This window comes from Aeromonas sp. 601027, assembly GCF_049174455.1.
GTDB lineage: Bacteria > Pseudomonadota > Gammaproteobacteria > Enterobacterales > Aeromonadaceae > Aeromonas > Aeromonas veronii_A.
In genome coordinates, this window is record NZ_JAAKTN010000013.1 from 60901 (window position 1) to 75619 (window position 14719).

13 protein-coding genes are annotated in these 14719 nt (G+C 60.6%); 2 read left to right on the top strand and 11 right to left on the bottom strand.

The features are described from left to right. Positions 1 to 36 precede the first annotated feature (36 nt). The 3 genes from lpxK to G5193_RS16255 all read right to left on the bottom strand — a co-directional run bounded on the left by lpxK (position 37) and on the right by G5193_RS16255 (position 5101). Positions 37 to 1032, bottom strand: coding sequence for a tetraacyldisaccharide 4'-kinase (gene lpxK / locus G5193_RS16245; protein ID WP_421206435.1), 996 nt, complete (start codon positions 1030 to 1032; stop codon positions 37 to 39). Further along, complete coding sequence (gene msbA, locus G5193_RS16250) at positions 1032 to 2795, bottom strand: lipid A ABC transporter ATP-binding protein/permease MsbA (RefSeq protein ID WP_216978473.1); 1764 nt, start codon at positions 2793 to 2795, stop codon at positions 1032 to 1034. The genes lpxK and msbA overlap by 1 nt, the downstream gene beginning before the upstream one ends. Before the next feature lie 104 nt (positions 2796 to 2899). Then, a complete protein-coding gene (locus G5193_RS16255) occupies positions 2900 to 5101 on the bottom strand; it encodes a DNA internalization-related competence protein ComEC/Rec2 (protein ID WP_421206437.1) in 2202 nt (733 codons plus the stop codon). A gap of 27 nt (positions 5102 to 5128) precedes the next feature. On the opposite strand from G5193_RS16255, the gene G5193_RS16260 reads away from it, so the two are divergent. Continuing rightward, a complete protein-coding gene (locus G5193_RS16260; RefSeq protein ID WP_005350890.1) occupies positions 5129 to 5647 on the top strand; it encodes a DUF2062 domain-containing protein in 519 nt (172 codons plus the stop codon). After that, positions 5641 to 6144, top strand: a complete 504-nt coding sequence (locus G5193_RS16265; RefSeq protein WP_421206504.1) for a DUF2062 domain-containing protein — start codon at positions 5641 to 5643, stop codon at positions 6142 to 6144. Before G5193_RS16260 ends, G5193_RS16265 begins: the two co-directional genes overlap by 7 nt. Before the next feature lie 106 nt (positions 6145 to 6250). Here G5193_RS16265 and G5193_RS16270 read toward each other — a convergent pair whose 3' ends face one another. The 8 genes from G5193_RS16270 to G5193_RS16305 form a co-directional block, all read right to left on the bottom strand. After that, positions 6251 to 7441, bottom strand: a complete 1191-nt coding sequence (locus G5193_RS16270) for an amino acid aminotransferase (protein ID WP_421206439.1) — start codon at positions 7439 to 7441, stop codon at positions 6251 to 6253. Between the two features lie 145 nt (positions 7442 to 7586). Further along, entirely contained in the window at positions 7587 to 8528 is a 942-nt protein-coding gene (locus G5193_RS16275; RefSeq protein ID WP_421206441.1) for a hypothetical protein, read from the bottom strand. Positions 8529 to 8699: 171 nt separating this feature from the next. Beyond that, positions 8700 to 9572 carry an HTH-type transcriptional regulator HdfR gene (gene hdfR, locus G5193_RS16280; protein ID WP_421206443.1) on the bottom strand — a complete coding sequence of 291 codons (873 nt, stop codon included), beginning with the start codon at positions 9570 to 9572 and terminating at the stop codon, positions 8700 to 8702. After that, complete coding sequence (gene maoP, locus G5193_RS16285) at positions 9572 to 9943, bottom strand: DUF413 domain-containing protein (RefSeq protein ID WP_421206445.1); 372 nt, start codon at positions 9941 to 9943, stop codon at positions 9572 to 9574. Before maoP ends, hdfR begins: the two co-directional genes overlap by 1 nt. A 298-nt stretch (positions 9944 to 10241) precedes the next feature. After that, a complete protein-coding gene (gene eco, locus G5193_RS16290) occupies positions 10242 to 10724 on the bottom strand; it encodes a serine protease inhibitor ecotin (protein WP_005337529.1) in 483 nt (160 codons plus the stop codon). A gap of 218 nt (positions 10725 to 10942) precedes the next feature. Then, complete coding sequence (gene glpQ / locus G5193_RS16295) at positions 10943 to 12031, bottom strand: glycerophosphodiester phosphodiesterase (protein ID WP_005337531.1); 1089 nt, start codon at positions 12029 to 12031, stop codon at positions 10943 to 10945. Between the two features lie 96 nt (positions 12032 to 12127). Beyond that, positions 12128 to 13615 (bottom strand): glycerol-3-phosphate dehydrogenase, encoded by a 1488-nt coding sequence (gene glpD, locus G5193_RS16300; RefSeq protein WP_005350869.1) that lies wholly within the window; start codon positions 13613 to 13615, stop codon positions 12128 to 12130. Between the two features lie 317 nt (positions 13616 to 13932). Continuing rightward, positions 13933 to 14691 carry a DeoR/GlpR family transcriptional regulator gene (locus G5193_RS16305; protein ID WP_005347045.1) on the bottom strand — a complete coding sequence of 253 codons (759 nt, stop codon included), beginning with the start codon at positions 14689 to 14691 and terminating at the stop codon, positions 13933 to 13935. Positions 14692 to 14719 lie beyond the last annotated feature (28 nt).

Here is a 14719-nt window from a genome sequence, read left to right on the forward strand (position 1 = left end):
TATCAAGCCCCTGCTCCCCCGCCGAGGCGAGAGCGATTAATCTTGCGCCCTGGCCGCGCCCTTCCCCTTCGTCCCCAGCTTGTGCAGCAGGGCATCGAGCAGGGAGGCGGGCAACTCGGCCCTGACCGGCAGATACCACCAGTTATCGGGGGCAAACGGACGACACTTGACCGCATCCTTCTCGGTCATCAGCAGCGGCTTGCTGGCAAAGCGGCCCACCAGCTCATCCCGATCGAAGGGGTGATGATCGCCGTAGGCGGCCTGCTGATCCAGCTGATAGCCGAGCCCTTCGAGGGTGGCAAAGAAGCGGGGCGGATGACCGATCCCCGCCAACGCATCGACCGGCCCCGACAAGGGGGCAGCAAGCGGTGCATCGTCGCGCACCCGGCGCGGGGTGTCGGCGACCAGTTGCATGGGGTACTCCCCCTTGCCCGGCTCGCCGCCGTTGCAGATGATGGCGTCCACCCGTTTGAGACGAGTGACCGGCTCGCGCAGCGGCCCCATGGGCAGCAGGCAGGCATTGCCGAAACGGCGCGCTCCGTCCACCACCACCAGCTCGATGTCGCGGGCCAACGCATAGTGCTGCAGACCATCGTCGGTGATGATGATATCCACCTCACCGCTCTGCTCCAGCAGTCGTACCGCGTCGGCCCGTTTCGGGGCAACCACCACCGGACAGCCGCAGCGCCGGGCAATCAGCACAGGCTCATCACCTGCTTGCGCCGTGGTGCTGGTTTCATCCAACCGATAGGGGTAATGGGGCGCCTTGCCACCATAACCACGGCTCACCACCCCGGGGCGATAGCCGCGGGCTTGCAACTGCTCCACCAGCCAGACCACCACTGGCGTCTTGCCGTTGCCGCCCACCGAAATATTGCCCACCACAATGACCGGCAAGGAGGCGCGATACCCCCTGCGCCAGCCATGACGATAGGCGTAGCGGCGGCTGCCGCTGATAACGGCGAACAGCAGGGCAAAGGGGGCCAGCAACCAGCGCCAGCCACTTTTGCGATACCAGAGCCGTTCCAGCATCAGGCCTTGCTTCCCGCGTTGCCAAACTGAATGGCGCGCAGTTGGGCATAGGTGCCGCGCTGCTCCATCAGTGCTGCGTGGTTCCCGCGCTCGACGATATGGCCTTCGTCGATCACCAGGATCTCGTCCGCCTTCTCGATGGTGGAGAGACGGTGGGCGATCACCAGCGAGGTACGCGCCTTGCAAAGCTCGTCGATAGCCGCCTGAATGTGGCGCTCGGACTCGGTATCGAGGGCCGAGGTGGCCTCATCCAGCAGCAGAACCGGCGCATCGCGCAGCAGGGCGCGGGCGATGGCCACACGCTGGCGCTGACCACCGGAGAGGGATGCACCGTTCTCGCCAACCACAGTGTCATACCCGTTGCTCATCTTGCTGACGAACTCGTCGGCATGAGCGATACGGGCGGCCTGCACGATCTGGTCGCGGCTGTATTTGTCTTCTGCCGCGTAGGCGATGTTGTTGGCCACCGAGTCGTTGAACAGGTGGACATGCTGGGAGACCAACGCGTACTGCTTGCGCAGCTCGCTCAACTTGTATTCGCGGATGTTGATGCCGTCCAGCAGGATCTCGCCCTGATCGATGTCGTAGAAGCGGGTCAGCAGGCTGGCAATGGTACTCTTGCCAGAGCCGGAACGGCCCACCAGCGCCACCGACTTACCCGCCTCCACCTTGAAGCTGACGTTGTGCAGCGCCGGGGTGTCCTTGGTCGGGTAGGTGAAGGTGACGTTGCGAAACTCGATCTCGCCACGGGCGCGCTCCAGAGTGCGGGTGCCGGTATCCTGCTCCGGCTCGCTGTCGAGCAGGCCAAACAGGCTGTGGCAGGCAGTGATGGCCCGCTGGAACTGGTTGTTGACGTCGGTCAGGCTTTTCAGCGGCTTGAGCAGCATCATCATGGAGGTGATCATGACGGTAAACGTACCGGCAGTCAGCTCGCTGCGCACACTGTCGATGGTAGCTACATAGAGGAAGGCAGCCAGCGCGATGGAGGCAACCATCTGCACCACCGGGCTGCCGATGGCATCGGCAGCGACCATCTTCATGGTTTGCTGGCGCATGTTGTTGCTGACCTGGAAGAAGCGTTTCTCTTCCACCTTCTGGCCACCAAACATCAGCACCTCTTTGTGCCCTTTGAGCATCTGCTCGGTGGAGGTGGTGATATCCCCTACCGCCTGCTGGATGTGACGGCTGATCTGGCGGAAACGGCGGCTGATAAGGCCGATGATGATGCCCACCAGCGGGCCAACCACCAAAAAGATCACTGACAGCTGCCAGGAGTGCCAGAACATCAGGCCGAGCAGGCCGACCACGGTCGCCCCTTCCCGCACCAGGGTCACCAGCGTGGTGCTCGCCGCCGAGGATACCTGACTGGCGTCATAGGTCACCTTGGAGAGCAGATGACCGGTGTTCTGACGGTCAAAGAAGCTCATCGGCATCGCCACCATGTGATTGAACACCTGCTGTTGCAGACGCATCACGACGTGGTTGCCGACCCAGGCCATGCAGTAGTTGGAGAGAAAGTTGGCGACACCGCGCAGGGCCACGATGCCGAGGACGAAGAAAGGCATCCATTTCAAAACGGTGCTGTCGTTGCCATTAATGCCCTGATCGATCAGCGGCTTGATGGAGTAGACAAAGGTGGTATCCACGGCGGCGTAGCCCAGCATCCCTATGATGCCACCGACCAGGCCCAGCTTGCGATCACGGACATAACCGAGCAGGCGTTTGAATACTGGCCAGCTCTCTTGTGAGGTTTCTTGTTGCATGAATAGCCGTTAGTAATGGAAATGACGGGCTATTCTAGCCAAAGCGCAGGCTTACACCAAGCGCCGCCACCTATATCGCATTCCTCCACGGCAGAAATGGCGGATTATTGCTCAAACCACACTCGCGGTCGCCACCACTCACCACTGCGCCGGTACCAGGGCCCCAGATCTCGCTCGGCGGTGACGCTCAAGCCCGCTGCGGTGGGTTCGACCAGCATCGCCCCTTGCTGACCGGTGATCCACTGGCGGGCATCCCGATAGCGGGCCACTACATCGGGACGGGGAAAGCCCCACTGATTCATAAAACCGGCGCTGTGGATCACCTCCTTTGCCGCCACCGCCGCGACAAACGGGGGCGTGGAGGAGGTGCGACTGCCATGATGGGGGCTCACCAGCAAGGTGCTGGCCAACCCCTCCCCCTCCAGCGCCACCAGTCTCAGCTCTGCCTGCCGTTCGATATCGGCACTCAGCAATATGCTGCGCTGCCCATCGCTGATACGCACCACGCAACCATCGTTATTGCGCCCGCCACCGGGGCGCTCGGGCCAGAGCACTGCAAACGAGAGCCCCTGCCAGCGCCACTGTTGCCCACGCTGGCAGAGCGTTGTTCCCTCACTGAAGGGGTAAGAGGAGAGCTCGTAGCGCACCGGCATGGCGCTGAGCAGTCGCTTGCGATTGCCGGCATGATCCCGATCCTTGTGGCTGATGATGAGGCGATCGATGACCCGGATCCCCAGATGGCTCAGCTGGGGCAGGATCACCGCGTCCGCCATGTTATAGCCTCCGGGATAGCGATCACCTGTGTCATAGAGAATGGCACGCTCCCCCTTGCTGATCAGCACCGCCAGCCCCTGCCCCACATCCAGCACCCGCAGTTGCCAGCGGGCAGGCGTTGGCCAGAGCGCCAGCAACAGCGCACACAGACCCGGTAGCCAGAGCCAGCGTGCCGGGCGCCACTGTGCGGCGAACCAGAGCAGCAACAGCAGGGTGCAGAGCGGCAGCCACCAGCCGGGCAGTGGCCACCACAGTTGCAGTTGATCGGAAAGCCAGCTCAGGATCGTCAGCACCCACCCGAGCCCCAGATCCGCCAGCCAGAACAGGCCGTAGGCGAGCGAGGTGGATAGCGGCGCCAGCAGCACACCGATCAGCGCCAGCGGGATGATAGCGATACAAAAGAGCGGCACCGCCAGCAGGTTGATCACCATGGCAAGGGGCGCTATCCCCTCGAACAACGCCAGTTGCAGCGGCAGCAGACCGAGCAGCAGCCAGAGCTGGATCTGCCAGAGCCCCGGCTTGTCGTGGACATATCCCACCAGCAGCAAGATGGCCACCGCCAGAAACGAGAGCCAGAAGCCGGCCGAATAGAGGGCTAAGGGATCCCAGAGGGTCAATACCACAAAGGCCCACAGCCAGATGCGCCAGGCCGGCCACTCTCGCCGGCTCCAGCGCAATACACTCCAAACCAGCACCATGATCAGAGCCCGTTCGGTCGCCACCGCAAATCCGGCCAACGCGCTGTAGACGGCGGCAAACAGCAGGGAGGTGATGATGGCGCCGCGCAGACCAAACAGCCTGCCCAACCACCACCCAAGCACCGCCACCAGCGCGATGTGTTGCCCTGAAATAGCGATGATATGGGTCAGACCACTGCCGCGAAACAGCTCCCACTGGGCATCCGTGATGCCGCTCTGCTCGCCAAAAGTGAGCGCCACCAGCAAGGTGGCATGGTCAAGCGGGCGCCAACTCTCGGTCGCGGCCCCCAACCAGCGTTCACGCCACCCCGCAGGTGCCTGTTGAATGTCGATCACCCGGCGCAAATTGCCGGTAGCGGTGATCCCCTTGCCCAGCAGCAGACGCCGCCCATCCAGCCCCGCCTCGTTGGCCAGACCGTGAGCCGGTTTCAACGAGGTCACCAGGGTGATCCGGCTGCCCACTGTCATGGCGGGTAATGCCTGATAGGCATTGACCCGGCTCAGGGGCTCAGGTGTCACCGGTTGCTCGTCGAGGGTGCTCACCCGCAGCAGCAGCCGGACAAATTTATCCCCCTCGGGCTCTGCACTTTGCAGCTCTGCGGTTATCATGTGGCTCGTCTGATCGCCCAACCGCTCCAGCCAGGCCAGCCGATAGGCAAGATTGGCCTGCATCCAGAGGATGCCGAGCATGAGAAACAGCCACCGCCAGGCTCGGCAATATGCAAGGGGGATCAGCAGGGACAGCAACAGGCCCCCCCATGCGAGTGAAGGTAACCATGGCCAGAGCAGTGAGGAGCTTGCCCCCAGGGCAAACGACAACAGACGCAGATCCATGGAGCAAGTATTTAGCAAGGTTTCAATATGCCCAAACGACTCATTAAACGCTGGATGCCCGATCAGCAAACCCTTAAAGAACACAAGCACCTGCGGCTGTTTGGCAAACTGCTGCTCGATGCCAACCTCTGGCACCTCAACCGCCGCTCGGCCGCCGGGGCCTTTGCGGTGGGCCTCTTCATGGCCTGGGTGCCGCTCCCCTGCCAGATGCTGCTGGCCGCCGGTGGCGCCATCCTGTGCCGGGTCAATCTGCCGCTCTCGGTGGCGCTGGTCTGGCTCTCCAACCCCTTTACCATGCCGCCCCTGCTCTATGGCGCCTATCTGGTGGGTTGCCAGTTGCTGGGACATTCGGCGCAGCAGATAGAGATTGAGTTCACCTGGGAGTGGCTGGTCTCGGTACTGGGCACAGTGGCACCACCGCTGTTGCTGGGCTCGCTGATCCTGGCCCTGCTCAGTTCCCTTATCGGCTACACCCTGATCCGCACCTTCTGGCGGATCAGCACGGTGCGCCAGTGGCAAAAACGCAAGATGGCCCGCCCATGCTGAGTCGCTGGTTTGCCCGCTTCAAGCTCGATCCCGATACCCTGCGCCAGCAGAAGTGGTTTGCCCTGTTTGGTGAGCGACTGCTTGCCCCAGCCCTCTGGCAAGGGGGAACCCGCGCGCTGAGCGGCGCGGTAGCAGCCGGGATCTTCGCCTGCTGGTTCCCCATCCCGATGCATTCGCTCATCGCAGTCGGGCTGGCGCTGGCGTTCAGCCTCAACCTGCCGCTGGCGCTGCTGGCGGTCTGGTTCAACAACCCGCTCACCCTCCCCTTCATGTACCTGTATGCCTATCGCACCGGCTGTCTGGTGCTGCACAAGACGCCGGAGCCTTTCCACCTCACTTGGACCCTGCACTGGCTGGAGCAGGAGGCAGCCACCCTGGTGCCTCCTTTCCTGCTCGGCAGCCTGCTGCTGGCGGTACTCACCGCCCTGAGCGGCGGCGGCCTGACCGCGCTGCTGCTGCAACTGCGCAAACTGTGGCAAGGTGCCCGCCACCACTGAGCCGCCCTTACCCTTATTTGGCGATCAGCCGTTGGCGATCAAAAAAGCCCGTCACCAAGGTGACGGGCTTTTTCATGGCATAGTGCCAGAGCACAAGGCAATGCGATTACAGCACCTTGGCGATCGCCTCGCACAGGGGATCTATATTGGCGCGGGTAATACCGGCTACGCTGATCCGGCCTGAGCCGACGATGTAGATGGCAAATTCGCTCTTGAGGCGCTCCACCTGATCCTTGGTGAGACCGGAGAAGGAGAACATGCCGTTCTGCTCGCGGATAAAGCTGAAATCCTGGCTCACGCCGAGGGCAGCCAGCTTCTCGACCAGCAGCTCGCGCATCTCGCGAATACGCACCCGCATGGCCGCCACTTCTTCGACCCACTCGGCATAGAGAGCCGGATCGCTCACCACGGCGGTGACCACAGCGGCGCCGTGTGACGGCGGGTTGGAGTAGTTGGCACGAATGACGGTCTTGACCTGAGTGAAGGCCACGTCGGCGATCTCCTTGGTCGCGCTGACCAGCGTGAAGGCGCCGACCCGCTCGTTATAGAGGCCGAAGTTCTTGGAGAAAGAGCTCGCCACCAGCAGCTCGTCATGGCACTCGGCGAAGATGCGCAGGCCTTCGGCATCCTCTTCAATACCACGGGCAAAACCCTGATAGGCGAAGTCAAACAGCGGCAACCAGCCGGCGGCAGCACTCTGCTTGGCCAGCGCGCGCCACTGATCAGCTGTGGGGTCGATACCGGTCGGGTTGTGGCAGCAGCCGTGCAGCAGCACCAGCTCACCCGGTTGCACTTCGGCGAGCGAGGCCTGCATGGCGGCGAAGTCGAGCCCCTTGGTGGCGGCGTCGTAGTATTTGTACCACTTGACGGTCAGGCCCGCGGCCTGGAATACGCTGACGTGGTTGGCCCAGGTGGGATCGGAGATCCAGATGGTCTTGGCCAGACCGTTGCGCACTACAAATTCTGCCGCGATGCGCAGGGCACCGGTACCGCCCGGCGCTTGCGCCGTCTTGGCGCGGCCGCTGGCGGCCAGCGCGGAGTGCTGCCCGAACAGCAGTTGCTGCACGATGCGGCCATATTCGATATTGCCTTCAATACCGAGGTAGTTCTTGGTCTTCTCGTCGGTCAGCAGCTTCTGCTCGGCTTTCTTGACGCAGTGAAGAATGGGGGTGGCACCGGACTCGTCCTTGTAGATCCCTACGCCCAGATTGATCTTGTGGCTGCGAGAGTCAGCGCGGAAGGCTTCGGTCAGGCCCAGGATCGGATCCGCTGGGGCGGCAACAACCTTTTCAAACATGGTATTCCCTGTATTCCGTTGAGTTCGTTGGGTGGCAAAGCGGCTTGATAAACAAAAGCGCTCATCTGGCGAGCGCTTCGTCAACTCTTTATATCACCGCGTTCAATGGGGGAAAACCGCTTTTTGGCTCGCTTTCAGGCCAATTTCAACCAACGGCATGCCACGCTGGCGCCAGCGCACACACCTCGGCCGACAAGCCACCATTGGACTCAACCAAACCGCTACAAACTGCTAACAATGGCTTGGGGATCCGGCTCGGTTCCCAGGGCCGGGCTTCAGTCAAAGGTTGGGCATACGCGCTAAGGATGGGGGCCAGATCACGGGGCAACCACCAGCTGGCCGGACGCCCCAGCCGCTGGGCCAGCGCCTGCAGCCGATCCACCCCGGCGGGGTCGAGAGCGGTGAGATGACTCCACAGCACATTGGGGGGCAAGGCGGCCACCACCTGCTGCAAGGCAAGGGGAGCCGATGGAGGGGCCCACACCAGCAAGGTGCCGGGATCAAGGGGCAACTCGGCAAAGGCGCCAACGCTGTCGGTGGTGATCACCCGCTCGATACTCCCCTCCCCCCACAGGATCTTGCCAAGACCCGCCAGGGTGCGCTCGGGCAGCGCCACCTCCCCCAGCGCCTGCAACCAGGGGGCTGCGTCGATCAGGGTGCCGCCGCTGAAAAAGAGGCTGAACGGCTGGGCGGCGCGCAAGCGCAACAGCTGATCGGCGCAGAGCCGGATCCCCTTGTCCTCGAAATCAATCTGCTCGTTGGGGGTGAAGTTCACTTCGCTCTTGCGATAGAGCGCCGCCAGCACCCGTTCGTTGACCAGCTCCCCCAATTGCCAGCCCTGAGCATGCAACCACTCCTCGGGCTCGGGGGGCGCGGTGGCGATCTCGGCCAGCATCAGCTCGCGGGTGAGATAGCGCCGCCCGGCCGGGGTGAGCTCATAGCTGTGGCTGCCATGGGCGAGCAGCAGCTGGTTATCCTTGAGCAGGCCCACCAGCGGTTGCCACTGGCGGCCACGGATCACCACAGGTGAGTGGCTCAGCAACTGCTGCGCCAGCGCCCGCCATTCGGGGTGACTAAAGTCGATCAATTACAATCCATCCCTGTCAGTGCTCAATCGGATAAACAGCCTGAAAAGGTACCGTTACAGGCCGATGACGCCAAGCCTCCCGCGCCAATTACGTGACCTCGCTCCCTGCAATTTTCCCCAAACAGAAGAGCCCACCGTGGGGTGGGCTCTTCCTTGGATAACACTCGACGCTTAATCGACGTTGAGGCGCAGTTCGGCATCGTGCCAACCCAGTGGCAGGGTCAGCAGCTGATCGATCAGCTCCCGGCGATCGGATTTCTCCAGATAGGCGAGATAGAGCGGACGGCTCAGCGGCTGGCCCCCCTCCACCAGATGGAGCGCCCCCTTCTCGAGGAAGGGGCTGACCATTCGCCGTGGCAGGTAGGCAGCCCCACCGTTGGCCAGCACGAACTGCAACGCCATGCTGGCGGAGCTGGAGTGCAGCACCGGGGTCTTTTGCAGGCTCTGCAAACGGCTGGGTTGCGGCTCGAAGCTGGTGCCCCAGTCGAGATGGATATGCGGCATCTGCATCAGGTTGTCGGCATTGGCGGCCGGATCCCGGCTCACCAGCTCGAATACCAGCTCACCGATGGGATGCAGGGCGATCTCGTCGATCTTGGTGGGCTCGGAGAGCAGGGCCAGATCGAGGGAGCGCTCAAGCAACTGACGGCAGAGGTGCTCGCGGGAAGCCGTTTCCAGCCGTACCGCCAAACCGGGCGCCAGCGCATAGATGTGGTTGAGCCACTCGTTGAAATCGAGCTCCCAAAACACCGCGGGCGCGCCGATGGCCAACTGCTGGCTGAATCCCGGCGAGAGCGCCACATCCTGCTTGGCACGGCCAAGGGTGTGCAAGATGGCGTCTGCGTAGGGCAGCAGACGCTCACCGGAGGCGGTCAGGCGGATGTTGTTGCGATGACGGGCAAACAGACTGACACCCAGTTGCTGCTCTAGCTGGCGGATCCGGAAACTCACCGCCGACTGGGTCAGGTAGAGATTTTCAGCAGCCCGGCCAAAATGCCGGGTCTTGCTCACCTCGATAAAGGTCCGAAGCAGCTCGGTATCCATTAATCGATGGACTCGTCACTGCCACCGCCGCTGCCACCACCGACATCAAAGCTGCCGCCACCGCTGCTCTCTTCGCTGGCACCACCAACAACGGTGCAGAGGCGATGAACACGCTTGGGACCGATCACCTTGAGGTACTTGAACCACACCTTGGCATGGGGGTTGGCACCGGCTGTGCCGGATTTGACCTGCTCGACGAAGGCGGACTCGACATCGTCACGGGGTGCAAGGTTGCCCTGGTAGAGTGCCAGCATGGCGGTACCATACTTTTCCAGACTGTCCGCTTCGGCCACAGTGAATTCACCACTGCGACGCAGGCCACGGGGAAAATGTTTGAAGTCGTTGAAACGCTTGTCTGATTCGAAGCTCATAGTGCTCTTTTTTCTGGTTAGTTTGACCTTTGCGGGCAAGTATCATCAGGCCATCGCCGAGTGCAAAATCAATTTTCTCACTATGTTAATAAATATCTTTTATCGAAGTCACTTTGCCCCATCGCTGACGCCGATTTTGTGGCATAACACACAAAAAACGTTGATAAATAATAAACTTATGTAAACGTGCAGCCAATTTGCACGTCACTTTTTGGACTGTGCAGGCAAAAATAAAGCGCCATACGGCGCTTTATTTATCACATCAGATGAACCAGCTGAACCTTTGGTTCAAACATGCTTACTCAATCATGGCCGGTTGGGCCAGGTTGTCGGCACGCCACAGACGGTAGCGCACTTCATACTCCTGCGGCACGTAAATCACGAACGGCAGTTTTGAGTTGTAGTTCACGAAGAAGCCCTGACCGTAGATCTGGACGAAGGTCTCTTTCTGCTGGTTATCCGGGCACATCATCAGGGTGCTGATGGGGTCGGAGACTTTGCCCAGCTTCAGGTAGTTGTAGCCCCAACCTTTGACGCTGTGCTGTTCCAGGTTGCCTGCAAAACGCGGTACGTTGCAATCAACCATCATCTTTTTGCCGACCTGCAGCTCGACCATCATGTCGGCTTCTTTCTCGACTTCAGGCAGGCGGATCACCACACGTTCCTGATTCACGTCAGCGGCTGGGAACATGCTGATATCAAATTTTTTCGGCTCGGCGGCGAAGGCATGGCCACCCAGCAACAAGGCGCCCAGCAGGCTAAAACGCAATACGGTTTTCATCTGTACCTCATGGGGTTGGTTCAACGCCGCTAGACTAACCGCTCTGCCGATTTCATGCCAGCGATCTGCTACGTAAAAACTGCGTAAAATGATGCAGATCCGGCACACCATGACGTGATCTGGCTATTTTCTGACAGGGCGCACACTCCCGTTACAGGAACCTGAAACAAAAAGCGAGGCCAATTGGCCTCGCTTTGCATCCAAATGGCGCCAGAGTGCTATTTGGCCGCCTCTTGATGGGCCTTGATGACGGCCACCGCCTTGTCAGGGAAGTCGCTGAACACCCCGTCCACATCGGCTTGATAGAGGAAGATGTTGAGCAGATCGGTAAAGTCCTTGGCATAGGCCGGGATCTGCCCCTCATCCTGACGGAAGGTATAGGGGTGAACTTTCAGGCCCGCCGCATGGGCTTCTTTTACCATACCGGTGAAGACCGGTTTGCCCAAAGTGCCCGGCTCGGTGACGATCATCGGTTTCCACGGGCCAATCCCTTCGGCATAGCTGGCGATGGTTTTCATCGCTCCCGGCTTGAACATCCAGTCATAGTTGTAGGGGGTCGCCTTACCCTTGGCGTCGTAGACCATGGTCTCGTTCCAGTCGGTCTCGGCCATCAGCTGCACCAGTTTCAGATCCATACCCATGGCGGGCATCAGCTCGCTGTTGATGCGCTTGAGTTCATCGGCATCGAAGCACTGCAGATAGACCTTGTCATCCTTCCCGGTATAGCCGTACTCCTTGAGCACCTTCAGCACTGCTTTGGAGATATCCTTGCCTTCGTGGCGGAACAACCAGGGCGCCTTGATCTCCGGGTAGATGCCGATGTTCTTGCCGGTGCTCTTGTTGAGCCCCTGGATCATCTCGATCTCCTCCTGGAAGGTGTGGATCTTGAAGTCTGACTTCCAGAGCGGGAAGCGGGCCGGATAGACCGGCACCTGCTTGCCATCCACCAGCTGGAATGGCTCGGTCATACGCAGGGAACGCACCTCATCCAGAGTGAAATCCACCACATAGTAACGACCGTCCGGACGGGCACGACCGGGGAAGCGCGCCGCCACATCGGTGATGCCATCGAGGAAGTGATCGTGCATCACCACCAGCTGGTCATCCTTGGTCATCACCAGATCCTGCTCCAGATAATCGGCCCCCATGCCATATGCCAGCGCCTTGGACTCCAGGGTATGCTCGGGCAGGTAGCCGGAAGCGCCACGGTGGGCGATAACCACCTTGCCTTCATCGGCAGCCAACACGGGTAATGAGAGGGAGGCCCCAAGGCTCAAGGCGATGAGGGAAACGGCGAGTTTTTTCATATGTGATGCTCTTTATTATTGTGTGTAGGTAATTGTTCTATCAGAGGTTTGTTTCATATTTACGGTGGGCAGCAGCGCACTGCCCACAGTCACTCATCAGCTCGCCTTGCGCAGAGCCTGATGGTATTGGTCGAGCCAGATCTGCAGCATTTGCTGCTCTGACTCGTTCAGGCGCAGCCCCAGCTTGCTGCGGCGCCAGAGGATATCGTCCAGTGAACAGGCCCACTCCCGCTCGATGAGATAACGCACTTCCGACTCGTACAGGCCGCCACCGAAGTGAATGCCGCGATCCTCTTTCAGCCAGAGACGGGCATGGGCACCATAGGCCTCGGCAATGCGCAGGGCGCTGCGATCATCGAGCCAGTCAAACTCCAGCGCAAAGGCGCGGGCCAGCTCGCGTACCGAGCAGTCAAACTCGCCGCCGGGCAGACGGCTGGTCGCCGTCCAGTCATCCCCCATCTGGCTGAACCAGGGCTTGAGCTTGTTGCAGGCGGCCTGCGCCAGCTTGCGATAGGTGGTGAGTTTGCCGCCAAACACCGACAAGAGCGGCGCACCATCCGATTCGCCAGAGAGCTCGAGGGTGTAGTCGCGGGTCACCGCCTGCGGCGAGTCTGACTCGTCATCACAGAGCGGGCGCACCCCGGCGTAAGTCCAGATCACATCTTTCGGCGCAATCTGGCGAGTGAAGTGGGCGTTGACCACCTTGCACAGGTAGGTAATTTCGGCCTCGCTGATCTTCGCTTCCCGCGGGCTGCCGTGGTGCTCCACATCGGTGGTGCCGATGAGTGAGTAGTCCTGCTGATAAGGGATGACGAAGACGATGCGGTTGTCTTCGTTTTGCAGGATATAGGCCTCTTCGCGCTCGTGGATGCGCGGCACTATCATGTGACTGCCTTTAATAAGGCGAATGCCGCGGGGGGATTTCTCGTGCAGGCTCTCGTCGTAGAAGGTCTTGACCCAGGGGCCCGCCGCATTGACCAGACCACGGCAGGTGACGGTGAACTGCTCGCCCCCTTCCCGCTCCAAAGTGAGCGTCCAGTGTTTGGAACCGCGCACCGCCTTGATGCAACGGGTGCGGGTCTGCACGTCGGCCCCCTTGTCACGGGCCATCATGGCATTGAGTACCACCAGCCGGGCGTCATCGACCCAGGCGTCCGAGTATTCAAACCCCTTGTTGATCCCCGCGGTCAAGCCATCTTGCGGCAGAAAGCGCACACCGCAGCTCCCCTTGAGCTTGTCGCGCTTGGCCAGATTGTCATAGAGGAACAGACCGGCGCGGATCATCCAGGCCGGACGCAGGTGCGGGCGGTGCGGCAGGCGAAAACGCATGGGACGAGCAATGTGAGGCGCCATACCGAGCAGCACCTCACGCTCCGCCAACGCCTCTTTCACCAGCCGGAATTCGTAATGTTCGAGATAGCGCAAACCGCCGTGGATCAGCTTGCTGGAGTTGGACGAGGTGGCAGAGGCGAGATCTTGCGCCTCAAACAGGGCAACCTTCAGACCCCGTCCTGCCGCATCGGCTGCGATGCCGACCCCGTTGATGCCGCCACCGACGACGACCAGATCATAATGTTCGCTCATGTTCACCTACTTTCATTTTTATGATTGCTATAACAGCAATGTTTGATTTCGCTCATTTTAGAACATGAAAATACAACAAACGAACATTTTATGGTGAAAGTGTGATCGCCACAGCCCGCCAGAGGTGGCAAAGAGGACAGGTCAGCTGAGCAAATGGCGTCGGGCCGAAATCAGCGGGTTACTAGCCAAAAAAACCAGATTGAATAGTGGTTTTGGCAATACCCATAAAGGGGTGAGATGAGTGCAGGAATGGGAGACAAAAAAAGAAAGGAGGCCGCCCTGACGGGCGACCGGCACAGCCTTGGCGTGTTTCGCCGTCAGCAGATGTGGCAGGCGATCTGGTGTTGCGCCATCAATCGCGTCAGCTTTTCCGGTGGCTCCTGATCGGTAAAGAGGGCGTGGATCTGGCTGAGATTGCCCAGATTGACCATGGCATTGCGACCGAACTTGGTGTGGTCGGCGGCCAGGAACACCTGACGGGAGTGAGCGATGATGGCCTGGGCAATCTTCACCTCGTGATAGTCGAAATCGAGCAGGGAGCCGTCGTTGTCGATCCCCGAAATCCCGATGACACCATAGTCCATGCGAAACTGACCGATAAAGTCGCGGGTCGCCTCCCCCACGATGCCGCCATCGCGGTTGCGGATCTCGCCACCGGCGATGATGACGGTGAAGTCATCCTTGGCCGTCAGAATGCTGGCCACGTTGAGGTTGTTGGTGACGATGCGCAGCTCGCGGTGATCGAGCAGAGCGCGGGCAATGGCTTCGGTGGTGGTGCCTATGTCGATAAAGAGCGATGAGCCGTCGGGAATATTGGCCGCGACCTCGCGGGCGATGCGCTCTTTCTCCTTGAGTTGCATCACTTTACGGGCGCTGTAGGCGGTATTGACGGTACTCGAATGCAGGGAGGCACCGCCATGATGGCGCCGGATCTTGTTCTGTTCGGCGAGATCGTTCAGATCCCGGCGAATGGTCTGGGGGCTGACGTCAAAGTGGGTCACCAGATCGTCGGTCGAGACAAATCCCTGCCGCGTCAGGACGTCCAGGATCTCCAGATGTCGTTGGGTTTGCTTCACGCTTGCACTCCGATGATGAGACAAAAAA